Here is a 22,785-nt window from a genome sequence, read left to right as displayed (position 1 = left end):
CCCGCGGCGTCGCACAGGCCGTGCCACAGATGCCACCGGTCGGCGACCTGGACCGCGTGCGGCAGCGCGTCCCGCACGGCCTGCGCGTAGGCGGTCGAACCGTCCCGGCACACGATCTCGACTCTGTACTTGCCGAAATGCCGTCCGTGCAGGTCAGGCGGCGTGTGGTGATACGCGTTGAGGATGCCGCCCAGTCGCTGTCGTCGGCGGATGTCGAACCGCTCTTCCTCGCGAGCGTGTCACGCTCGCGCGGCTTCGACCCCGTCGATGGCGGACGTGCGGGTGGTACGACTGGGCTGATGGATCTGTCCGCACCGCCGTCATCGCGACTCCACCGGTTCTGCACGGTGCGCATGGCCGACCCGATCATCATGATCCATGACGGCCGGGTGGCGGAAACCGGGGACCACGCCATTCTCACCCGTCAGCGGGCTCTACGCGGAGTTGTTCGCGCTCCGGGCGAAGGCGTAGAGCCGTCGGCCTCCGTCACGCACGCAACCCGGGTGGTAACTTTCGTCGACGGGCGCGAAACATGAAATGATCGGGTGGCGGTCCTGGGACCTGTCGGCGGAGACAGCAGGTCGAGGCAGCGGGACGGCTGTGGCGCGCACGACCTATCCTGGCGACGCGTCTGGCCAGGTCCGGCGCGTCAGCGAGGGGAGCAAGGCTTGTCACACGCTGAGTCGGGTGAGCCGGTCGCGGTTGAAGGGCGTCCGGATGGTGACTCGTTCAGGCCGGTCACGATTTCCTACATCGCCGAGACGGCCGGGGTGTCGGTGCCGACGGTGTCCAAGGTGCTCAACGGGCGGGCCGGTGTGTCGCCCGACACGCGTGCGCGGATCGAGGCGCTCATCGACGCCTACGGCTACCGGAAGTCGAGTGCGCCGAGCCGCAGCAAGCAGATGGACCTGGTGTTCGACGAGCTCGAGGACATGTGGGGCGTCGAGATCATCCGCGGTGTGCAGCGGGCGGCGCGCAAGCACGGGGTGGGGGTCGTGCTGTCGGAATTCGGCCCGCAGGGCAACGCGATCCGCTACTGGATCGACGACGCGCTCGACCGCCGTCCCGCCTGTGTCGTCATGGTCGCGAAGCTGTCGCAAGAGGAACGTGACAGGCTGCGGGCCAGGGGCATCCCGTTCGTGGTGTTCGACCCCTCGGTCGAGTTGCCCGACGACGTCCCGTTCGTCGGCGCGACGAACTGGACCGGTGGCCGGATGGCCGCTCGTCACCTGATCGGCCTGGGTCACCGTCGCATCGCTATGGTCGCCGGTCCGGACGACGCGCTCTTCTGCCGTGCCCGATTCGACGGCTACCGCTCCGCTCTGGAGGCTGCGGGACTCCCGGTCGACCCCACGCTCGTGGTGCACGCGGAACTGACCGTGGAGGCTGGTCGCGTCGCGGCCCGCGAGCTGTTGACCCGGCCCGACCGCCCGACCGCCGTCTTCGCGAGCGACGACCTCCAAGCGATGGGCGTCTACCGGGCCGCGAGGGAAGCGGGGCTGCGGATTCCAGCGGATCTGAGCGTGGTGGGCTTCGACGACCTGCCGGTGGCCGCCATGGTGGATCCCCCGCTGACCACGGTCCACCAGCCGTTGGTCGAGATGGCGATGGCTGCCACCGAACTGGCCCTCGCTCTCGGCCGCGGCGAGCAGCCGCCGCAGGTGGGACTGGAACTTGCGACCACCTTCACCGTCCGGGAGAGCACCGCGCCGCCCTCCAACGTCCGGGAAGACTGACGCCGGCCGATCTCCGACCGGTCGGGATGGGTCCGGAGCGTCATCTCGTGGCGCCGCGGTGCGCCCCGTCGTCGACGGGTTCGTGGTCGAACCAGTCGAAGTGCACGGTTCCCTTGGGGTGCACGCGAATTCGGGCCGATGGCGCAGTGAGATCCAGTGCGGGGGTGCAGGTCGGACTCGTCGAAGTCGTCCCTAATGGGATCGAGGTCGGTGCGGCGCGATGGGCGCGAGTTCGGTGCGCCGCGGCGGTGTGGCCAGTCCGGCCGAGGGCTCGCCGACCACCGGCCACCCGTCGACCCAGTGCACCGGCGCCAGGAACGTCTCCCGGCCCAGTCCGTGTCGGCCGGGCGTTTCCCCTCGGGACCGCATGCCGAGGAACACCATCCACCACGCCCCATCGGGCGCCTGCACGAGGTCGCCGTGACCGGCGTGCCGCATCGGGTGATCCGGGCCGCGGTCGGTCAGGATCGGGTTGTCCGGGCAGGGAACGAACGGGCCGTTGACCGTGGGGCCGCGCGCGATCGAGATCGCGTGCGGTCGCTCGGCGTCGACCTCCGCGACCAGTAAGTACCAGTGGTCCCCGATCCGGTAGAGGTGGGGCGCTACGGCGGCTTGAGGGCCGGGTGAGCCCGACCAGACCTCGGTGGGCGTGCCCAGGGCCCGGCCCGTGGCCGGGTCGATGCGGACCTGACCCACACCGGCGTAGGTGCACCAGCAGTTGCCGTCCTCGTCCCAGACCAGATCGGGGTCGACGCCGGGCACGCCGGGCAGCGGCGTCGGGTCGGACCAGGGACCGGTCGGGTCCTCGGCGCTGACCAGCAGGTTGCCGCCGCCTTGGGCGCGGGTCGCGACCAGCCAGAACCTGCCGTCGTGGTGACGCAGCGTCGGCGCGTAGATCCCGCCGGCGGACACTGCGCCTGCGGGCGGCCGGTCCGGCACGGTGCCGATCCGGACCCAGTCGGTCAGGTCGCGGCTGCGGAAGATCGGCACGCCGGGGAAGTGCTCGAACCTGGAGGAGACGAGGTAGTAGTCCTCACCCACCCGGCAGACGGACGGATCGGGGTAGGACCTCGTGATGATCGGCTCGTTCATCTCACCGTTCTTCTGCCGGCCAGGCGACGCCAAAAGTTTCTGACATATGAGGAGAAACTTTCTACTGACGGCAGGGTACGGCCGAGCCCGGGTGAGGTCAACGGACCTTGCATGACACGAGGTCCGCTGGCTTTCGGCCCCTTGCTGCGGGGTGGGTTCTCACCGCGTCGCACAAGGCGGCGCACACCGACACGCGGTGGCGCGTGATGTGCTGGGTGCGCCTGAGCGACCGCGGGCCCCGCCATCGCCTGGGTGGGCGAGCACGAGCAACGCCTGGCGGGCGGACTCGAGTCGCCGCCACCGGGCTCGACGGCGCGCATCAGGTCGTCGGATCGCACGAGGGTGTGGTTGGCCGGCCGAACGGAATGGCTAAGGGCGACAGACCGAGGACCGCTAAAGATGTTAGCGCTAGCTTTAGCTTTCGAGTGGTTGCCTTGGCGTAGCCCTGTGCGCCCCGTGTGGCCCATCTGCAATTTGGGGCGCACTTACCGAAAGTGCTACGCCGTTCAGGCTAATCGTAGAAAGTTTCTAGAAAGTATCTTGTGAACGTAAACACCGAGCTGTCACACTTCTGCCCGGTGCGGCCAGGTGCATTGCGATCGCAGGTGCCGCCCCGGTAGCCACGCCGCCGCCGCGTGGATGCCGTGCGGGGATGTCCAGGGTGGAGCCGACAGCGAACTCGGTGCCGCACCCCGCCTGGTCGACGCATGTCGTCGACCAGGTCCCGGATGCGGTGTGTCGACTCGCGCTCGACCCGTTGGTCGGATTCGAGGAGCGGATATGGCAGTGAGCAGGTTCCGTGCGATGGCGCGGAGTGCGCCGGCCGATCGCCTGCCTGGTAGTGGCGTTGCACGGTGCACCCGTGGTGCCGGTTCCCTCCGCGTTATCGAGCAGATTCGACACGGCTAAAAGTTAGCAGCAGCAGTAGTGGGCCACGCCGAAGTCTCCCTGGTCGAACCGGTTCGATTTCCTCTGTTCGGAGTTCTCATGGTTCAACGGCGAACTGCCCTCTCCGTCTCCGTCCGCCCGGGGCGCGCATCCACCGCCCGGCGTCCCGGCGGCCGACACCACCGTGGGTGCGGTGCGGGAATCGCACACCCGCAGTCGTACCGGATCAACGCGCGTCGGTCGTCCACCGAGCGGCCCCGGGCACAGCTCCCGGTACCTCGCCCGGCTCGGGCGGGCAATCGTCGCGATCGGCTCCGAAGGACTGTTCGTGATCGATCTCGCGACGCTTCGTCGCCGACGACTCGTCGGCGCGCTCGGCTGCCACAGCGGTCTGACCGAACCCGAAGGAGAGGAGCGTGGACGATGGCCGACCAGCCCGTTCGCGTAGCGGTGATCGGCCTCGGCTTCGGTGCCGAGTTCATCCCGATCTACCAACGTCACCCGCAGGCCGAGATCGCCGCGATCTGCCGGCGCGACCGCCCCGGCCTCGACGAGGTGGGCGACCGGTTCGGCGTCGGGAAGCGGTACACGGACTACCGCGAACTCCTCAAGGATCCGGACATCGACGCGGTCCACATCAACTCGCCGATCCCGGATCACGCGTGGATGACGGTCGAGGCGTTGGAGGCGGGCAAGCACGTCGCCTGCACAGTGCCGATGGCGACGAGCATCGAGGACTGCAGGCGGATCGTGGACGCGGTCGAGCGGACCGGTCTGCGGTACATGATGACGGAGACGGTCGTCTTCTCCCGTGAGTACCTGTACATCAAGCAGCTCTACGACTCGGGCGAGCTCGGCAAGCTCCAGTTCCTGCAGGCGAGCCACATGCAGGACATGGACGGCTGGCCCGGCTACTGGCCGGGTCTGCCGCCGATGTGGTACGCGACGCACTGCGTGGGCCCGGTGCTCGCGCTCGCCGACGCGAGCGCCGAGGTCGTCTCGTGCTTCGGCTCGGGCACGATCCGCGAGGAGCTGGTCGAGCACTACGGGTCGCCGTTCGCGGTCGAGACCGCGCACGTGAAGATGCTCGACAGCGACCTCACCGCGCGCGTCAGCCGATCGCTGTTCGACGTGGCGCGCCAGTACCGCGAGAGCATCGACGTCTACGGCTCCGAGCGGTCGTTCGAGTGGACCCTCACCGAGGGCGGGCGGCACGTGCTGCACACGGCCAAGCGCCCCGAGCCGGAGATCCCCGAGCTGATCGAGGTCCCCGACTTCGCCGAGCGCCTGCCCGAGCCGATCCGGCGCTTCACGACGAGGGGCGTCTACGACGACGGGGAAACGCACCTCAGCTTCACGCAGGGCGCCGGTCACGGCGGCTCCCACCCGCACCTGGTGCACGAGTTCGTCAGCGCCCTCGTCGAGCAGCGCGAGCCGTTCCCGAACGCCCGCCGCTCGGCCAACTGGACCTGCGTGGGCCTCTGCGCGCACGAGTCCGCGCTCAACGGCGGTGAGCTCGTCCGCCTGCCCGAGTTCACCCTGGGTGCCCGATCGAGTTGAGCCACCACGGAAACGCGTTCCCCGACGGCGCAATTCCTCCCGAGCGAAAGGTACCGCCATGCCCGAGCCGATGAACCAGTTCACCCGTCGCTTGTTCCTCGTCACCACCGGCGCCGCCGCAGCCACCGGGTTGCTGCGGCCCGGAATGGCCTGGGCCACCGCGGGACCCAGCAGCTACACCCCGACCTGGCCTTCGGTGGACCAGCACCCGCCCGCGCCGGAGTGGTTCCAGGACGCGAAGTTCGGCATCTACTTCCACTGGGGCGTGTTCAGCGTCCCGGCGTTCGCCAACGAGTGGTACCCGCGGAGCATGTACCTCAACGGCTCCCCGGAGAACAACCACCACAAGCAGGTCTACGGTGACCCTGCGGCGTGGCCGTACCACAACTTCATCAACGGCGCCCGGGACAAGGCGGGCAACTGGGTGCAGTTCGCGCCCAAGCTGAAGTCCGCGGGCGGCAACTTCGACCCCGACGAGTGGGCGCAGCTGTTCGTCGACGCCGGCGCGAAGTTCGCCGGGCCGGTGGCCGAGCACCACGACGGCTACTCGATGTGGAACAGCGCCGTCAACGAGTGGAACTCGGTGCGCACCGGGCCCAAGCTCGACCTGGTCGGTCTGCACGCCAACGCGATCCGCGCCAAGGGCCTCAAGTTCATGCTGTCGATGCACCACATGTACCACTTCAGCGGCTACTTCGACCAAGCACCGCAGCAGTCGACCCAGACCCTGAGGAAGCTGTACGGCCAGCTCGGCTGGGCCACGCACGAACAGCTGTGGTACGAGAGGCTGAAGGAGGTCGTCGACGGCTACCAGCCCGACCTCATCTGGCAGGACGGCGGCCTGCAGTACATCAACGAGACACATCGGCTGAACTTCCTGGCCCACTACTACAACCAGGCGGTCGCCTGGAACAAGGACGTGGTCACCACCCACAAGGACGGTCTGAACGACCGGAACTCGGTGTTCGACTACGAACGCGTTGGTCCCGCGGGCATGCGGAACCCCTACTGGCTGACCGACGACAGCATCTCCAGCTCCAGCTGGTGCTACACCGTCGGCATCGGCTACTACTCGCTGGCAGCGATGCTGCACTCGTTGGTCGACCGGGTCAGCAAGAACGGCAACGTGCTGCTGAAAATCGCCCCGATGGCGGACGGGACCATCCCCACCGGACAGCGGACGATCCTGCTGGGCATGGGCGACTACCTCAGGCGCTTCGGCGAATCGCTCTACGCCACCCGCGCCTGGACGACCTTCGGCGAGGGGCCCACGCAGATGGGCGGTGGCTCGTTCGTCCAGCCCCGAGAGGGCACCAGCCGGGACATCCGGTTCACCCGCAGCAAGGACAACACCGTGCTGTACGCCACCGTGATGGGCTGGCCGGGCAGCACGCTGAACATCACTACCCTGAACTCGAACCGGATCACCCTGACCAACCTGACCAGGGTGCAGCTGCTCGGCTCGACGGCGGGTTCGTACGTCGACCTGCCCAACCGCAGCCAGACCGGCTCGGCGCTGCAGGTCACGATGCCCTCGACCACCCCGCCGTTCAGCGCCTCGGCCTACGTGGTCAAGCTGACGTTCTCCGGCCAGATCCCCACCCTGGACGGCACGCCCAACCCCACCGGGTGGGCGAGGATCACCAACGCGGCCACCGGGCTCTCCCTCGACAGCGGGGGCAACGTCGCCTCGGGTTCACGGCTCAAGCAGTGGAACTGGGACGGCAACACCAACCTGCAGTGGCAGCTGGTCGACCTGGGCGGCGGCTGGTACCGCATCGTCAACCGCACCAACGGCATGGTCGCCGACAGCTGGGGCAACAGCGCCAACGGCGCGATCTGCCGGCAGGCGGCGTGGAACGGCGGCAACAACCAGCAGTGGCGCCTGAACAGCGTCGGCAACGGCCGCGTCCAGATCGTCAACCGCGGCACGGGCACCGCACTGGACGGGCTGGGCGACACCACGCCCGGCGCCGGCACCGCCATGTGGGCACCGAACAGCAGCCCCAACAACCACTGGACCGTCACGACGCTCTGACCGATGTGACAGCACGAACCGTACCCCCGAAGGCCGCCAACTCCGGAACGAGGGTGTGACCCCGCCATGAGATACCGATTCAGAGCGGCACTCGCCGCTGCCGTCCTCGTCGCCGGAGGCATGGGGACAACCATGATCGGCTCCGCGCCACCGGCCGCCGCGCACGCGGTCAACCCCGCCGACTTCCAGCAGATCGAGCTGGCCCGAGGGGTCGGCGAGGTCGGCGAGCCGATGACGCTCGCCGTGCTGCCGGACCGCTCGGTGCTGCACACTGCCCGCAACGGGACGCTGCGCCGCACCACCGCCGAAGGCACCACCAGCGTGATCGGCACCATTCCCGTCTACACGCACGACGAGGACGGCCTGCAGGGCGTCGTGCCGGATCCGAACTTCGCCACCAACCGGCACATCTACCTCTCCTACTCGCCGCCGCTGTCCACCCCGGGCGGCGACGCCCCGGCCACCGGCACGGACTTCTCGGCGTGGAACGGCGTGATCCGGCTGTCCCGGTTCACCCTCAACTCCGACTACACGGTGAACATGGCCAGCCAGGTGCCGATCCTGGACGTGCCGACCACGCGGGGCATCTGCTGCCACGTCGGCGGTGACCTCGACTTCGACGCGGCCGGCAACCTGTACATGTCGACCGGTGACGACACGAACCCGTTCGAGTCGGGCGGCTACACCCCGATCGACGAGCGCACCAACCGCAACCCCGCCTACGACGCGCAGCGCAGCTCGGCCAACACCAACGACCTGCGCGGCAAGGTGCTGCGGATCAAGGTCAACGCGAACGGCTCGTACTCGATCCCGCCCGGCAACCTGTTCGCGCCCGGCACCGCGGGCACTCGGCCGGAGATCTACGCGATGGGCTTCCGCAATCCGTTCCGGTTCAACGTCGACAAGGCGACCGGCGCGCTCTACGTCGGCGACTACGGGCCCGACGCGGGCACGAGCAGCGGCTCCCGAGGCCCCGCGGGCCAGGTCGAGTTCAACCGGATCACCTCGGCGGGCAACTACGGCTGGCCGTACTGCACCGGCGGCAACACCACCAATGAGACCTACGTGGAGTACACGTTCCCGTCCGGGCCTTCCGGGAGCCGGTACAACTGCGCCGCGCCCGTCAACAACTCCCCGCGCAACACCGGCCTGGCGAACCTGCCCGCGGCGAAGCCGGCCTGGATCAAGTACGACAACTGCTCGGTGGCCGCGTTCGGCTGCGGGTCGGAGTCCCCGATGAGCGCGCCGGTGTACCGGTACGACGCGGCCAACCCGTCGTCGATCAAGTTCCCGGCCGAGTTGGACGGGCACGTCTTCGCCACCGAGTTCGGCCGGCGCTGGATCAGGGCCGTCGACGTCAACGCCGACGGGTCGGCCGGGCAGATCAACGAGTTCCCCTGGCGCGGCACCCAGGTCATCGACGCCGGCTTCGGCCCGGACGGCGCCCTGTACGTGCTGGACTACGGCACCGGCTGGGGGAGCGGCAACGAGTACTCCGCGCTCTACCGCATCGAGTACAACCCGGCCGGGAACAAGGCTCCGACCGCACGGGCCGGCGCGAACCCCACCTCGGGCCTCGCGCCGCTGACGGTCGCGTTCTCGTCGACCGGCTCCTCGGACCCCGAGGGCGGTGCGCTGACCTACGCGTGGAACTTCGGCGACGGCACCTCGTCGACGGCCGCCAACCCGAGCCACACCTACACCGCCAACGGCCGGTACACGGCCACGCTCACGGTGACGGACCCCGGTGGCCGCAGCGGCAGCGGCAGCGTGGAGATCACGGTCGGGAACACTGCGCCCACGGTCACGCTGAACATACCCGTCAACGGATCCGTGTTCAACTTCGGCGACAGCGTGCCGTACACGATCACGGTCTCGGACCGGGAGGACGGCACGATCGACTGCACCCGGGTGAAGCTCAGCTACCTGCTGGGCCACGACAGCCACGGACACCTGATCACCTCGCGCAACGGCTGCTCGGGAACACTGCAGATCCCGGTGGACGGTGAGCACGACACGGCGGCGAACCTGTATGCGGTGTTCGACGCCGAGTACACCGACCTCGGCGCGAACGGCCAGCCGCCGGTGACCACGCACACGCAGCACGTCCTGCAGCCCCGGCACCGCCAGGCCGAGCACTTCTCGACCCAGTCGGGCACCGCCGTGTACGACAAGGCCCCGGCGGAGGGCGGCAAGGCCGTAGGTGACATCCACAACGGCGACTGGATCGCGTTCCAGCCCTATGCGCTCGGCGGCGAAACCAGGTTCAGCGCCCAGGTCTCCTCCGCCGGGTCGGGCGGCACGCTGTCCGTGCGGACCGGTTCGCCGACCGGGCCCGTGCTCGGCACGGCAACCGTGCCGGTCACCGGTGGCTGGGAGACCTTCACCGAGGTGTCCGCCACCCTGGCGAGCGTCCCGGCCGGAACCGTCACGCTCTACCTGACGTTCGCCGGCAGCGGCACGGGCTACCTGTTCGACGTCGACGCTGTCACGTTCGGCACGTCGACAGGCGGCCGCACCGGGCGCATCACCGGTCCTGGCGGCAAGTGCGTCGACGTCAACGGCGGATCGAGCGCCGACGGCACCAAGATCCAGCTGTGGACCTGCGGCAGCGGCGCCAACCAGCAGTGGACCGTCAACGGGAACACGTTGCGCTCGCTCGACAAGTGCATGACCGTCGCGGGCGGCAGCACCGGCGACGGCGCCCAGGTGCAACTGTCGACCTGCAACGGCACCGGCGCGCAGAACTGGACCGCCGGCGCCAACAGCTCCCTGGTCAACCCCCAGTCGGGCAAGTGCCTGGACGCCAACGGAGCCGGCACCGCCGACGGCACCCAGCTGATCATCTGGAGCTGCCACGGCGGCACGAACCAGCGCTGGACCCTGCCCTGAACCGTCGATGCCCGACGCACGAGGAGATAGACCTGTGAAGCCCGTCCCTGGTCGTGTCCGGACAGGACAACTGAGAAGGCTGTCAGCCTTGCTGGCATCCATTACCATCATGGCTGCGGGAGCACTGGCCGTGGTGGCGGTGAACACCCCGTCGGCTGCCGCGGCGACTACCGCCGGTTGCGGCAAGGCCCCGCTTGCGAGCGGTGCGCGTACGGTCCAGAGCAGCGGCAAGACCCGCAGCTACATCCTGCGGGTGCCGGACAACTACGACGCCAACCGCGCCTACCGGTTGACCTTCGCGTTCCACATGCGGGGCAGCGACATGCAGGGCGTCGACTCCGGCGGAACCAGCGGGTACCCCTGGTCCTACTACGGGCAGAGGGCACTGGAGAACACCACCACGATCTTCGTCGCGCCGCAGGGCCTCGGCGGAGGCTGGGGCAATGCGGGCGGGGAGGACGTCACCTTCGTCGATGACATGATCGGGCAGCTCGACGCGGGATTGTGCATCGACACGACGCAGCGCTTCGCCTTGGGCTTCAGCTTCGGTGGAGCCATGAGCTACGCCCTCGCCTGCGCCCGGCCCACGGTCTTCCGCGCGGTCGCGGTCTACGGCGCCGCTCAGCTGTCCGGGTGCAGCGGAGGCACTCAACCCGTCGGCTACATCGGGCTGCACGGCCTCAGGGACGGGGTGCTCCCGATCTCCAACGGACGGGCGCTGCGGGACACGTTCGTCAGGAACAACGGCTGCACCCCGCAGAATCCACCGGAACCGGCGGTGGGCAGCCTGACCCACACGGTCACCGCCTACTCCGGTTGCCGAGCCGGCTACCCGGTGGTCTGGGCCCCGTTCGACGCGGGCCACACCCCTGGCCCCTGGGACGGCTCCGCCGGCGACCTGAACCCTCACGAGAAGTCCTGGACCATCGGGGTGGTCCGGAACTTCTTCGCGCAGTTCGGGTCCAAACCGCCGACGAGCACGACGACCACGAGCCCGTCACCCGGCCAGAACGTGATGATCGCCGGTCAGCAGTCGGGTCGGTGCATCGACGTGGCCGGCGCCGGCACCGCCAACGGGACTCAGACGCAGTTGTGGGGCTGCCACGGCAACGCCAACCAGCGTTGGACCTACACCGCGAGCCAGGAGTGGCGGGTCTACGGCAACAAGTGCTTGGACGTCAACGGTGGCAACGTCGTCATCTCGGACTGCACCGGCGCCGCCAACCAGAAGTGGAACCGCAACGCCAACGGCACCATCACCTCTGTCCACTCAGGCCAGTGCCTGGATGCGAATGGCGCTGGTACCACCAACGGCACGAGGGTCATCTCTTGGTCGTGCAACGGTGGCGCCAACCAGCAGTGGAGCCTGCGCGGCTGACCGGGTTCAACCCGGCCGACACCCGACCACGTCGGCGGATCCCCGCGCCCGGTCGTACCTCCACCAGAAAGGACCCTCACATGCAGGCATCCGAGCGACGCAGACCACCCGCCGGAACGCGGGTCGTCACCCGTCGGGCGCTGACGGTGCTGTCCGTACTGGCCGTCGTAGCCGCCACCGCACCCACGACGGGTACCGCCCTCGCGGCGACCCCGGCCCAGGTCATCCCCGTCGCGCCGAACGACTCACCCGCGACGATCATCGCCAATGCCGCGGACGTGAGGCCGACGCCGCGCCAACTGGCCTGGCAGCGGCTGGAGCGGATGGCGTTCATCCACTTCGGCGTGAACACCTTCACCGGCCGGGAGTGGGGCACCGGCACCGAGGACCCGAACGTCTTCCAGCCCCACGGCCTCAACACCGACCAATGGGTTACCTCGCTGAAGGACGCCGGGTTCAAGGGCGCCATCCTCACCGCCAAGCACCACGACGGGTTCTCGCTGTTCCCCTCGCGGTACACCACCTTCGACGTGGCCTCCGACACCGCCTGGCAGAACGGCCAAGGCGACGTGGTGAAGAACTTCACCGACTCGATGCACAAGTACGGCATGAAGGTGGGCATCTACATCTCGCCGGCCGACCTGCACGAGAACCTGGCCGGCGGCCGGTTCGCCAACGGCAGCCCGCAGCGGCCGGTGACCATCCCCGGCAACCCGGCGGACATCGTCAACGGGGTGTCGTTCAACTTCAACTCCGACGACTACAACACGTACTTCGAGAACCAGCTCTACGAGCTGCTGTCCCGGTACGGCGCGGTCGACGAGATCTGGTGGGACATGGCGAACCCCACCGGCCGCCCCCAGCCCTACAACTTCCTCGACTGGATCAAGATCGTCCGCGCGCTCCAGCCCAACGCGGTGATGTTGAACGACGGCGGGCCGGATGTCCGTTGGATCGGCAACGAGGACGGTTACGCCCGCCAGTCCGAGTCGTCGGTCGTGCCCTACGTCGGCAACGCCGCGATCGCCGCCGACAACATCGTCAACCCGCCCGGCGGGAACGGCGCCCCCGACCTGAGCAGTGATGCCCTGCTGTCCCGGCGCAAGGCGGACGGCACCAGCGCCTGGAACTACCTGAAGTGGTCGCCGGGCGAGTGCAACGGGACGCTGTCCGCCCGCCACAACTGGTTCTGGCAGCCCAACGAGACCTGGCGGCCCGTGCCGGAGCTGGAGGAGATGTACTACGGCTCGGTGGGCCGCAACTGCAACTCGCTGCTCAACGTGTCGCCGAACCGGCAGGGCGTGCTGGACCAGTCGGCGGTGACGGTGTTGTCGGAGTTCAACGCCCGGCTCACGGGCACGTTCGGCACCAACCTCGCCGCCGGCGCGACCGTGGCCAACAACAGCGGCACGAGCAACGTCGCCGGCCGCACGCCGAACCTCTCGATGGACGGCAACCTGGACAGCTCCTGGCTGCCGACCGCCACGACCGGCGGACTGGTGTTCACCCTGCCCGAGGCGCGAACCTTCGACGTCCTGTCCGTGCAGGAAGACCTGAACTTCGGCCAACGCGTCAACTCCTACGCCGTGGACGCCTGGAACGGCAGCGCCTGGAACCAGATCGCGACGGACACCACGATCGGCCAGAAGAAGCTGGTCCGTCTGGCCACCCCCGTCACATCGAGCCAGGTACGGCTGCGCATCACCGGATCGAGGGCCGCGCCGGCCATCGCCGAGTTCGGCCTGTTCAAGCGACCCGGCGGCGGCACGGCCCAGGGGAGCATCACGTCCGTCCAGTCCGGCAGGTGCGCCGACGTCAGCGGCGTGAGCACGGCGAACGGCTCCGCGGTGCACTTGTGGGACTGCCACGGCGGCACCAACCAGCGGTGGACCCACACCGCGAGCAAACAACTGGTGGTCTACGGCAACAAGTGCCTGGACGCCTACGGCGCGGGCACCACTCCGGGCACACAGACCGTGATCTGGGACTGCCACGGCGGCACGAACCAGCAGTGGAACGTCAACTCCGACGGCACCATCACCAGCGTGCAGTCCGGGCTGTGCGTGGACGCCTACGGCGGTGGCACCGCGAACGGCACCAGGATCGTCCTCTGGACGTGCAACAACGGCGCCAACCAGAAGTGGCAACTCCGCTGACCGCACACGGGTGACGGGTGTGGGGCCTCCGTCCCACACCCGTCACAGCCTTGTCGGCGCAACACCGATGTCGAGATCCGCACGGAGGCCGCCTTGAGCATGAACCAGCCGTCGATCCACCGCCGGACCCTGTTCCGAGCCGGGATGGCCGCCGCCGCGGTCGGTGCAGTGGGCCGGGTTCCGGCGCACGCCGCTCCAGCAGCCCGGCCCTACATCGGGGTCTCGGCCCATCCGTTCGACCTCGGTGAGGTGTGGTTGACGGCGGGCCGCTGGCTGGACAACCAGAACCGGACGTTGGCGTACCTGAGGTTCGTCGACGCGGACCGGCTGCTGCACACGTTCCGCGTCAACGCCGGTCTGCCCAGCTCGGCCCAGCCCTGCGGCGGCTGGGAGGCGCCCGGCGTCGAACTGCGCGGCCAGTCGACGGGTCACGTGCTGTCCGCGTTGGCGCAGGCATACGCCATCACCGGCGATGCGCAGTACCAGTCGAAGGGCGACTACCTGGTCAACGCGCTCGTGTCCTGCCAGGCCGCGTCGCCGAGTCGCGGCTTCCACGCCGGCTACCTCTCGGCGTTCCCCGAGAACTTCTTCGACCGGCTGGAGAGCGGACAGGGGGTATGGGCGCCCTGGTACACGCTCCACAAGATCATGGCGGGCCTCCTGGACCACCACCGGCTGACCGGCAGCACCCAGGCCCTCCGGGTGGTCACCGACATGGCGGGCTGGGTGGACTGGCGCACGGCCCGGCTGAGCTATGCGCAGCTGCAGTCGGCGCTGAACACCGAGTTCGGCGGCATGAACGCGGTTCTCGCAGACCTGTGCCGAGCGACCGGGGACACCCGGTGGCTGACCGCGGCACAGCGGTTCGACCACGCCGCGGTGTTCGACCCCCTCTCGGCGAACACCGACCGGCTCGACGGCCTGCACGCGAACACGCAGATCCCGAAGTGGATCGGTGCGGTGCGCGAGTACAAGGCAAGCGGCACCACCAGGTACCGCGACATCGCGACCAACGCGTGGAACCTCACGGTCGGCGCGCACACCTCCGCGATCGGCGGGAACAGCGTCGGAGAGCACTTCAAGGCACCCAACGCCATCGCCGCGTTCCTGAGGAACGACACCTGTGAGAGCTGCAACACCCACAACATGCTCATCCTGACGCGCGAGCTGTTCACCCTGTACCCGGACCGGGCCGACCTGTTCGACTACTACGAGCGAGCACTGGTCAACCAGATGATCGGCCAGCAGAACCCGAACGACAGTCACGGCCACGTCTGCTACTTCACCCCGCTCAACCCCGGCGGGCGACGCGGCGTCTCCCCGACCAACGGCGGCTACAGCACCGACTACACCACGTTCTGGTGCTGCCAGGGCACCGGCCTGGGAATGCAGACCAAGCTCGTGGACTCCATCTACTTCCGCGACGACACGACGCTGATCGTGAACCTGGTCGCGCCGTCGGTGCTGAACTGGACGCAGCGAGGCATCACCGTCACCCAGACGACGACCTACCCGGCGAGCGACACCACATCACTCCAGTTCACTGGCAACGTCGGCGGCACGTGGTCGGTGCGCGTCCGCATCCCGAGCTGGTCGACCGGCGCGACGATCAGCGTCAACGGCGTGGCACAGGGCATCGCCGCGACACCAGGCACCTACGCCACGCTCACCAGGTCGTGGACCTCCGGAGACACCGTCACCGTGCGCATGCCGACGCAGGTGGCCTTGCGACCCGCCAACGACAACACGGGCATCGCTGCGGTCACCTATGGCCCGGTCGTCCTCGCCGGCAACTACGGCAACACCGCGCTCAGCTCGCCGCCCTCGCTGAACGCCGCGTCCATCACCCGCACCAGCGCCATGAGCCTCGCGTTCACAGCCACCGCCAACGGTGCCTCGGTCGCGCTCATCCCGTTCCACGACGCCCACGGCGTCAACTACAACGTCTACTGGAACACCAGCGTCAGTGGTGTGCCGACCGGTTGGGCGAGGATCTCCAACGCCACCACGGGATTGGTGCTGGACGGCGGCGGGTCGGTCGCGTCGGGCTCTCGGCTCAAGCAGTGGAGCTGGGACGGTAGCGGGAACCTCCAGTGGCAGTTGGTCGACGTGGGCGGCGGCACTACCGGATCGTCAACCGGACCAACGGGATGGTGGCTGACACCTGGGGCAACAACACCAACGGCGCGATCTGCCGGCAAGCGGCGTGGAACGGCGGAAACAACCAGCAGTGGCGGCTCACCGCCGTCGGCAACAGCCGCTACCAGATCATCAACCGCGGCACGGGCGCCGCGCTGGACAGCGCCGGCAACACGACCGCCGGTTCGGACGTCGTGATGTGGGCGCCGAACGGCAACACGAACAACCACTGGACCATCACCACCGCCTGACCGCATGAGCCGGTAGTGCGACCCTGAGCCAACCGAATGCACCTCACGTCCGAGGAGGCGCGGACGGGGTGCGCCTCAGCACGGGTGGCGGGTGGCGAATGCCGCTCATCATCCGCCACCCGTGCTGATGGCCTGTACCACCAGTGGCACGTCGCGTACGCCGTCGACCCGAGCAACTGCCCACGTGGGCGTCGGTCGACCAGCACCCGCCCGCTCTGGAGTGTTTTTAGGACGCGAAGTTCGGCGGCGCGGTGCGCCGTAACGGTCCACAGCCACCCGGGCCGTAACCGGCACCGCTCCGGTGAGCGGTGGCTGCGGACAGTCTTGGAGGACCCGCGCTCCACCGGCCGTCAGGTGTGGAACCGGGTGAGAGCCCGATCGTGAGGAGGTGGATCTGCGTACGGGGCGTCCCCGCGGGAAAGCGCATCCCACCCCCTGCGTCACCCGCCTCGCACGACCTTGGTGTCGCGCAGGGATTCGACGCGTTTCTCCAGGGTGGTCCGCAGCGTCGCCGCCTCAGTTGCCACGGCTTTGCCGTCCGCGCCGGCGTTGAGGTTGTAGGCGGCGACGAGGGCGTCCAGACGGCTGACGGCCTGTCCGTCGCCGAACACCTTCCCGTACACCTGCCGGTACTGCTCCTCGTAGACCTGCTTGAACGACTCGGTGGCCAGGAACCGCTCTTTGAGCTTGTTGCCGCCGAGCATCCCGCCGCCCTGACGCTCCCCGTCGGGCGGTTGTGCGCCGTCGGGTTCCTGCTCACCTGACGGCGGTTGCATGCCTGACGGTGGATGCATGCCGTCGGGTGGCTGGGTATCACCGGGCTGCTGTTGTTGCTCCGGTTGCCGGCCCTGTTGCTGCTGGTTGCCGCCGGGGCGCATGCCGCCGAACCCCATGCCGACCGTGTCGTGCGGTCCGGTCGTGGGCTCGCCGTTGAGCGCGAGGTTCATGTCCCAGCTGATGACCGTGAACTTCCGGGTGTCGAGGTCGTACCACAGGTAGTAGTTCTTGCCTGGACCGGACATGTCGTCGAAGTTCAGCGCCAGGTTCTGCAAGGCCAGGTACCGGGCGAAGGACTCCACGTCGACCCGCTCGCCGAGCCCGGCGGCGAATTGCTCGTCGGAGGACTCCTGCACCCATTTGATCAACTCGATGACGGGTTGCAGGTCGCTGCCGCCGACCTTGTTCACCTGTTTGAAGTCATCGCCGTACTCGGTCTGGTCCCCGCCCTGGTAGGCAAACTGCCCGGACGCGAGGGACTTGTAGAGCACGCCGTTGCCCAGGTCTTCGGCATAACCTTCGTCGAGGTACTCCAGCAGCAGGCGTGGCGTCGTTTCACGGCCGTTGACGCTGAACCCCGAGTAGGTGGACTGTTGGGCGGGCTCACCGGACGCTTCGACGAACTCCAGTGCCAACGCCTCGTTGAGCTGGGCGGAGGACATGGCCGGGCGTACGGCGAGCTGGCTGTGCCCCTGGTACCGGCGTCCCTCCACGTACTCGTCGAAGCTGATCAGCCACGGCAACTTCTCCGGCTCCTCGGCCTTGAGCTCGCCACCGAAGCCCATGCCGCGCCCCTGGTCGCCACCCGGCTGCTGCTCGCCGCCGGGCAACGGGAACCCTTCGGGTAGCTGCATGCCCTCGGGTAGCTGCATGCCTTCAGGCGGCTGCATGCCTTCGGGGAACCGGTTGCCACCGGGCATGGCGCCACCGCTGCGGCGTTCGCCGTTCCACGTCAGGGCGCCCAGGGTGGAGTTGCCCTTCAGCCGGATGCCGACGTCCTTGATGGTCGTGCCGTCGATGACGATGTCGGCCGGGAGGTAGTCCTTCTCCCCGGAGTCGAAGTACTCCTTGAGTATCTTCTCGTAGTTGGCGTCGCTGAAGGTGATCGACACCTCATGCGCGATCGAGGTGTCGAACAGGTCCTTCTCGCCCGCGATGTCCTCGACCACGACCGCGGTGGCCGCCACTGCGGAGGAGCTCGAGTAGGGTCGGATCATGCCGGTGCCGAACGCACCGCCCAGCACGAGGAAGAACGCACACGTGCCGGCGACCAGTTTCCAGTAGTGCCGGAGCCGGACCGGGATGCGATGTCGCAGCGGTTTCCGCTTGAGGTTGCCCATGTCGGCCTACAGGTCGGTCTGGTCGTAGCCGGTCAGTACGGTGACCCCTTGGCCCATGTTGCGCTCGCGCAGCGCGGCCATCAACTCGCCCGGCTCGCTGCCCTTCTTGATCTTGACCGTGTACATCATCTCGGTCAGCGCACCCCCGCGGATCGACTCCATGCTCACCAGCTCGAACTCGTCGGTGCAGCGGATCAGCGCGTCGGCGACGGGTTGCTTGTAGTCCTCGCCGTCGTTGGGCACCTGCACCTTGACCACCTGGCGCTGCACGTTGAGCTGGAACCAGTTGAACTTGTGCATCAGTACGATCACCAGGCAGATCGTCACCGCGGCGACGACGCCGAGGGTGTAGAAGCGGGTGCCCACGGCCATGCCGACCGCCATCACCAGGAAGATGAACCCGACGTCGCGGGTCTCCTTGATGGCGTTGCGGAACCGGATCACTGACAGCGCGCCTACCAGGGCGAACGCCCGTGCGATGTTCGAGCCGACCACCAGCATGATGACCGAGATCAGCATGCCCAGGATGATCAACGTCTGGACGTAGGACTGGCTGTAGGACACATTGCGGTGCGTAGCCCGGTACACCCAGGCGATCGAGACGCTCAGGATGAACGACAACGCCAGCGTGATGGCGACGTCGAGCACGCTGAAGGTGCCGCTCAGGTCCTCGAAGTTCAGGTTCATCGGGTCGGTGCCTCCGAGAGCGCGGGGGTGTCGTCGACGGGGACGTGGAAGATGGACCGGGGCGCGCGGCCGTAGGCCTCCACGCTCTGGCAGTACTTGGAAATGCGCACGACCTGGAGGTTGTGGCGCGCGGTGAGATCGGTGAGCCAGTAGGGCACCCGCTCGTTGGCCTTCAGCTCCATGATCGCCTTGCCGGGCGGGATGATGAGCCGGTTCTCGGCGTCTGCGCCGAGGTGGAAGTCGCGGTCACGGCCCCGCACCCGCTGGTCGATGGTCAGGCGCAGGCCCAGTTCGGCGTCGCGCCCCAGGTATGCCTGGCGCTGGTAGCCGGTCATGGCGACCGGCCGCAGATCCAGCCGGTTGACCAGGTCGAGTACCTCGTTGACGAACCCCTCGGCGCTACCGGAGCAGTCTACGAACTCCCGACCGTTGCACAGCCGCAACGCGTCGCGGTAAGGCAGCCGGACCCGGCGCTTCTGCGTCACGCGGTTCACGCGCTGCTTGATCTCGACGTACACCGGGGTGTCGTCGGTGACCGCGAAGCGGTCGCCGTAGTGCCGGACCCGCAGCTTGCGGCGGAACTTCAGCCCTTCGATCTTCTCCCAGTAGAAGCGCAGCTGGCGGGTGTCGTAGTAGACGCTCCACACGCCGTAGCCGGTCTCGGTGCTGTGGGGATCCCGGTCAAGCCGATGCTCGATCTCCTCCCGCATCGCCGCGACCTGGTCGACCGCCACCAGGTACTTGATCTCGTACCGGTTGAACGCGCGGAGCTTGTTGGGTGCGCGCAGGACGTGACCGGTATCACCGGTGTCCTCCTCCGGGGGCCGCCCGGTGCGGGCGACCGGTTCCTCGGGTGTGAGCAGCATGGGCCTCCTTCCGTCAGAGGCCATGTCACACCAACAACGTGAGAGATTTGTGTGAACACCAGCCGTACTGCCGGATGAACGGCCGATGCCGAGCTCAGGTGGTCGTGTCTTCTGGACCGGTGCGTGGCAGCACGACCCGGAAAGTGGTCCCCCGCCCAGGGGCGCTGTGCACTTCCAGACGCCCTCCGTGGGCCTCCACCAGTGCGGCGGAGATCGCCAGCCCCAGTCCGGTGCCACCGGGCGCGCGGGACGGATCGGCCCGGTAGAACCGGTCGAACAGGAGCGGCATGTGCTCGTCCGGGATGCCCGGGCCGTCATCGTGCACCTTGATCAGCACCGCCTGGGCGCCGGACGGCAGGAACGCTCCGACCGAGGTCGCACCGGCGGTCGGCCACCCCGCCATCCGGAGGTTGTCCACGCGCACCCGCACAGGGGTGCCCGGCGGTGAGTGGGTGGCGGCGTTGCCGACGAGGTTGGCCACCACCTGGTGCAGGCGGTGCCCGTCGCCCAGTACCCGCACTTCGTCGTCGGGGACCTCCAACGCGATCGACCGCCCCGGGTGACGGGCGCGGGCGTCGTGCACCACGTCACTGGTCAGGGCCCGCAGGTCCACCTCGCTCAGATCGAGGTTGCGCTCGTGGTCCAGGCGGGCCAACAGCAGCAGGTCCTCGACCATCACGCCCATGCGCTCGGCCTCGTCCTCCACCCGGCGCAGGATGCGCCCGACCGCGGGATCGGCGTTGCCCGGCCCGTGGCGGTACAGCTCGGCGAAACCGCGGATCGACGTCAGCGGGGTGCGCAGTTCGTGGGAGGCATCGGCGACGAATCGGCGCAGCCGCTGCTCGGATCGCTCACGTTCCTGCATCGCCTGCCCCAACCGTTCCAGCATGGTGTTCAGCGCGCGCCCCAGCTGCCCGGTCTCGGTGTGCTCGTCGGTGTCGCCCACCCGAAGGCCGGCGTCCCCTCCCGCGATCGCGGTGGCCGTGCGTTCCATCCGGGTCAGCGGCCGCAGCCCGAGCCGGACCACTCCCCGCCCGATCCCGACTGCCACCACCAGGATCAGGGCGCCCACCGCGACCTCGATCAGCAGCAGCCGGTTCACCGTCTCCCGCTGCGCCTCCAAGGTCACCGCGGTCACGAGCACGTTGCCGTCCTCGCGGCGCACCGCCGCCGCCCGCCACTCGACGTCCCGAGCCCGGTCGGGCACCGTCACCGGCGTCGTCGACGAACCCGACGACAGCTCCGCGGGGACCACCGGCCCGTCCGGGGAGCTCTCGGGAGCACGCCAGAGCAGCTCGCCCGAGGCGCTGTAGAGGTGCACCGAGAAGTCGGTAGGCAGCTCGGGGTCGTCGCGAGGCGGCTCGGTCCGACTGCTGTCCCGCAGGCCCTGCGTCATGTGATGGAGCTGCCGGTCCGCGCGTTCGGTCAGCGAGCGCTCCAGCAGCAGCACCCCGATCACCGCGAACGCGGTCAGACCGGCTGCGCACAGACCCACCAACGCCACGAGCAGACGACGGCGCAGCGGCCACGCCCGTCGCATCGACCTCACCGATGTCCTGCGGGCACGCGCAACGAGTAGCCCACTCCACGCAAGGTGTGGATCAGCGGCGGCCCCTGCGCGTCGACCTTGCGCCGCAGGTAGCTGATGTAGGAGTCGACCACCCTGCTGTCCTCCCCGACGGCGCAGGCCCACACTCGATCCAAGATCTGCTGACGGGTCAGCACCTGGCCCGCGTTGGCCATCAGGTAGTGCAGCAACCGGAACTCCGTCATCGACACCGGGATCTCACGCCCTTCACGACGCACCGCGAAGGTGTCCTCGTTCAGCTCCAGGTCGGCGTAGCGCAGCACCCCGCCCTCGGCCACCTCGTCGGGCAGGCTGCGCCGCAGGATCGCCCGCAGGCGCAGCACCACTTCCTCCAGGCTGAACGGTTTGGTGACGTAGTCGTCGCCACCAGCGGTGAACCCGGCGATCCGGTCGTCCACGGCATCCCTCGCCGTCAGGAACAGCACTGGCAGCCCACCGTGCGCCACACGCAGCATCTTCGCCACCGTGAACCCGTTCATGTCCCGCAACCCCACGTCCAGCACCACGATGTCCGGCCGGCGACGCGCCACTGAATCCAGCGCGCTACCCCCGTCCGCTTCGGCGGACACGTCGAACCCGTGCAGCCCCAGAGCAGCGCACAGCAGCTCCCGGATGTTCGGCTCGTCGTCCACCACCAGCACACGCGGAGTGGTCATCCGCACGTCCTTGAGCGAGTCGTCCATGGACGAGATGTCTAGTGGAACAACCTGTGAACAAGCTGTGTCCTCTGTGATCAGACGAGCCTCGCCAGCGTCATGATGTTCCTCAACGGGGTGAAGATCAACGACTTCACCGACACCGACCCCGCGCGGTTCCTGACCTCCGGGCACAACGGCATCCAGAACCACGGCACCGGCGACGACGTGTCCTTCCGCAACATCCGGATCAAGGCGCTGGGCGGCACCACGCCGCCGCGCACCGGGCCGATCACCAGCGCCATGGGCAAGTGCGTGGACGTCAGCGGTGCCGGCTTGGCCGAGATGGCACCATGATCGAGCTGTGGACCTTGCCACAGTGGCACGAACCAGCAGTGGACGGTCAGCGGGAGCACGCTGCGCTCGCTCAGCAAGTGCATGGGCGTCGCGGGCGGCAGCACCGCCAACGGCGCGCAGGTGCAGCTCGCGACGTGCAACGGTTCCGGTGGCCAGAACTGGACCGCCGGGGCCAACGGATCGCCGGTCGACCCCCAGTCGGGCAAGTGCCTGGACGCCGACGGGGCCGGCACGGCCGACGGGACGCAGCTGGTCGTCTGGACGTGCCACGGTGGCACGCACCGGCGCTGGACCGTGCCGTGAGAACCCGCCCGGCCGTCCGCGTCGACGACGCGGACGGCCCGGGCCGGGCCCCCGGGGGGGCCGGGGGGATACGGACGGGGTGCGGGCCCCCGGGCCCGGGAG

At 68.6% G+C, this 22,785-nt stretch carries 15 protein-coding genes and 3 pseudogenes; 11 read left to right on the top strand and 7 right to left on the bottom strand.

Translation table 11 applies throughout. The annotated features are described in order from the left end of the window. Window positions 1-122, bottom strand: a pseudogene (locus tag AB0H12_RS43965) (transposase); the annotation flags it as partial. Between the two features lie 15 nt (window positions 123-137). On the opposite strand from AB0H12_RS43965, the gene AB0H12_RS43960 reads away from it, so the two are divergent. Beyond that, the gene (locus AB0H12_RS43960; RefSeq protein ID WP_499632370.1) at window positions 138-536 is read left to right on the top strand and encodes a hypothetical protein; all 399 of its coding nucleotides are present in this window, start codon (window positions 138-140) and stop codon (window positions 534-536) included. A 132-nt stretch (window positions 537-668) separates the two neighbouring features. After that, a complete protein-coding gene (locus AB0H12_RS43955; RefSeq protein WP_499632367.1) occupies window positions 669-1,736 on the top strand; it encodes a LacI family DNA-binding transcriptional regulator in 1,068 nt (355 codons plus the stop codon). A 192-nt stretch (window positions 1,737-1,928) separates the two neighbouring features. Here AB0H12_RS43955 and AB0H12_RS43950 read toward each other — a convergent pair whose 3' ends face one another. Then, complete coding sequence (locus AB0H12_RS43950) at window positions 1,929-2,828, bottom strand: glycoside hydrolase family 43 protein (protein ID WP_499632364.1); 900 nt, start codon at window positions 2,826-2,828, stop codon at window positions 1,929-1,931. A gap of 1,311 nt (window positions 2,829-4,139) precedes the next feature. Here AB0H12_RS43950 and AB0H12_RS43945 point away from each other — a divergent pair. From AB0H12_RS43945 to AB0H12_RS43915, 7 genes and pseudogenes are all read left to right on the top strand, one after another. After that, the gene (locus AB0H12_RS43945; RefSeq protein ID WP_499632360.1) at window positions 4,140-5,276 is read left to right on the top strand and encodes a Gfo/Idh/MocA family protein; all 1,137 of its coding nucleotides are present in this window, start codon (window positions 4,140-4,142) and stop codon (window positions 5,274-5,276) included. Between the two features lie 58 nt (window positions 5,277-5,334). After that, window positions 5,335-7,314: an alpha-L-fucosidase gene (locus AB0H12_RS43940; protein ID WP_499632357.1), complete on the top strand. Its 1,980-nt coding sequence runs from the start codon at window positions 5,335-5,337 to the stop codon at window positions 7,312-7,314. Window positions 7,315-7,434: 120 nt separating this feature from the next. After that, a complete protein-coding gene (locus AB0H12_RS43935; protein ID WP_499632354.1) occupies window positions 7,435-10,206 on the top strand; it encodes a PQQ-dependent sugar dehydrogenase in 2,772 nt (923 codons plus the stop codon). Between the two features lie 34 nt (window positions 10,207-10,240). Next, on the top strand, window positions 10,241-11,584 hold the full coding sequence (locus AB0H12_RS43930; RefSeq protein ID WP_499632351.1) for a ricin-type beta-trefoil lectin domain protein: 1,344 nt from the start codon (window positions 10,241-10,243) through the stop codon (window positions 11,582-11,584). 80 nt (window positions 11,585-11,664) lie between these two features. After that, entirely contained in the window at window positions 11,665-13,740 is a 2,076-nt protein-coding gene (locus AB0H12_RS43925; protein WP_499632348.1) for an RICIN domain-containing protein, read from the top strand. Window positions 13,741-13,839: 99 nt separating this feature from the next. Beyond that, window positions 13,840-15,393: pseudogene (locus tag AB0H12_RS43920) on the top strand (beta-L-arabinofuranosidase domain-containing protein); the annotation flags it as partial. Between the two features lie 497 nt (window positions 15,394-15,890). Then, on the top strand, window positions 15,891-16,130 hold the full coding sequence (locus AB0H12_RS43915) for an RICIN domain-containing protein (RefSeq protein WP_499632345.1): 240 nt from the start codon (window positions 15,891-15,893) through the stop codon (window positions 16,128-16,130). A 440-nt stretch (window positions 16,131-16,570) separates the two neighbouring features. Here the strand turns inward: AB0H12_RS43915 and AB0H12_RS43910 are convergent, their stop codons facing one another. From AB0H12_RS43910 to AB0H12_RS43890, 5 genes are all read right to left on the bottom strand, one after another. Beyond that, complete coding sequence (locus AB0H12_RS43910; protein WP_499632342.1) at window positions 16,571-18,247, bottom strand: CotH kinase family protein; 1,677 nt, start codon at window positions 18,245-18,247, stop codon at window positions 16,571-16,573. A 6-nt stretch (window positions 18,248-18,253) separates the two neighbouring features. Then, window positions 18,254-18,934 carry a DUF4956 domain-containing protein gene (locus AB0H12_RS43905; RefSeq protein ID WP_499632340.1) on the bottom strand — a complete coding sequence of 227 codons (681 nt, stop codon included), beginning with the start codon at window positions 18,932-18,934 and terminating at the stop codon, window positions 18,254-18,256. Further along, a complete protein-coding gene (locus AB0H12_RS43900) occupies window positions 18,931-19,800 on the bottom strand; it encodes a polyphosphate polymerase domain-containing protein (protein ID WP_499632337.1) in 870 nt (289 codons plus the stop codon). Before AB0H12_RS43900 ends, AB0H12_RS43905 begins: the two co-directional genes overlap by 4 nt. Window positions 19,801-19,894: 94 nt before the next feature. Next, window positions 19,895-21,340, bottom strand: a complete 1,446-nt coding sequence (locus tag AB0H12_RS43895) for a sensor histidine kinase (protein WP_499632334.1) — start codon at window positions 21,338-21,340, stop codon at window positions 19,895-19,897. 5 nt (window positions 21,341-21,345) lie between these two features. Beyond that, entirely contained in the window at window positions 21,346-22,044 is a 699-nt protein-coding gene (locus AB0H12_RS43890; protein WP_499632331.1) for a response regulator transcription factor, read from the bottom strand. A gap of 99 nt (window positions 22,045-22,143) precedes the next feature. Here AB0H12_RS43890 and AB0H12_RS43885 point away from each other — a divergent pair, with 99 nt between their 5' ends. Both AB0H12_RS43885 and AB0H12_RS43880 read left to right on the top strand, forming a co-directional pair. Further along, window positions 22,144-22,380 (top strand): 3-keto-alpha-glucoside-1,2-lyase-like domain-containing protein, encoded by a 237-nt coding sequence (locus AB0H12_RS43885; RefSeq protein ID WP_499632327.1) that lies wholly within the window; start codon window positions 22,144-22,146, stop codon window positions 22,378-22,380. A 24-nt stretch (window positions 22,381-22,404) separates the two neighbouring features. After that, window positions 22,405-22,683 (top strand): annotated as a pseudogene (locus AB0H12_RS43880) (ricin-type beta-trefoil lectin domain protein); the annotation flags it as partial. Between the last annotated feature and the right edge of the window lie 102 nt (window positions 22,684-22,785).

The sequence above is a fragment of the Actinosynnema sp. NPDC023794 genome (assembly GCF_040639675.1).
Lineage (GTDB): Bacteria > Actinomycetota > Actinomycetes > Mycobacteriales > Pseudonocardiaceae > Actinosynnema > Actinosynnema luteola.
Note: the sequence above shows the minus strand (reverse complement) of the source record. Positions and strands in the feature narration are given on the sequence as shown.

Bases quoted from the DNA above. Each gene is read 5' to 3' on its own strand.
- AB0H12_RS43905 (WP_499632340.1), bottom strand. From the start codon at position 18,934: ATGAACCTGAACTTCGAGGACCTGAGCGGCACCTTCAGCGTGCTCGAC.
- AB0H12_RS43950 (WP_499632364.1), bottom strand. From the start codon at position 2,828: ATGAACGAGCCGATCATCACGAGGTCCTACCCCGATCCGTCCGTCTGC.
- AB0H12_RS43945 (WP_499632360.1), top strand. From the start codon at position 4,140: ATGGCCGACCAGCCCGTTCGCGTAGCGGTGATCGGCCTCGGCTTCGGT.
- AB0H12_RS43935 (WP_499632354.1), top strand. From the start codon at position 7,435: ATGGGGACAACCATGATCGGCTCCGCGCCACCGGCCGCCGCGCACGCG.
- AB0H12_RS43915 (WP_499632345.1), top strand. From the start codon at position 15,891: ATGGTGGCTGACACCTGGGGCAACAACACCAACGGCGCGATCTGCCGG.
- AB0H12_RS43925 (WP_499632348.1), top strand. From the start codon at position 11,665: ATGCAGGCATCCGAGCGACGCAGACCACCCGCCGGAACGCGGGTCGTC.
- AB0H12_RS43940 (WP_499632357.1), top strand. From the start codon at position 5,335: ATGCCCGAGCCGATGAACCAGTTCACCCGTCGCTTGTTCCTCGTCACC.
- AB0H12_RS43910 (WP_499632342.1), bottom strand. From the start codon at position 18,247: ATGGGCAACCTCAAGCGGAAACCGCTGCGACATCGCATCCCGGTCCGG.
- AB0H12_RS43960 (WP_499632370.1), top strand. From the start codon at position 138: ATGCCGTCCGTGCAGGTCAGGCGGCGTGTGGTGATACGCGTTGAGGAT.
- AB0H12_RS43890 (WP_499632331.1), bottom strand. From the start codon at position 22,044: ATGACCACTCCGCGTGTGCTGGTGGTGGACGACGAGCCGAACATCCGG.
- AB0H12_RS43895 (WP_499632334.1), bottom strand. From the start codon at position 21,340: ATGCGACGGGCGTGGCCGCTGCGCCGTCGTCTGCTCGTGGCGTTGGTG.
- AB0H12_RS43885 (WP_499632327.1), top strand. From the start codon at position 22,144: ATGATGTTCCTCAACGGGGTGAAGATCAACGACTTCACCGACACCGAC.
- AB0H12_RS43900 (WP_499632337.1), bottom strand. From the start codon at position 19,800: ATGCTGCTCACACCCGAGGAACCGGTCGCCCGCACCGGGCGGCCCCCG.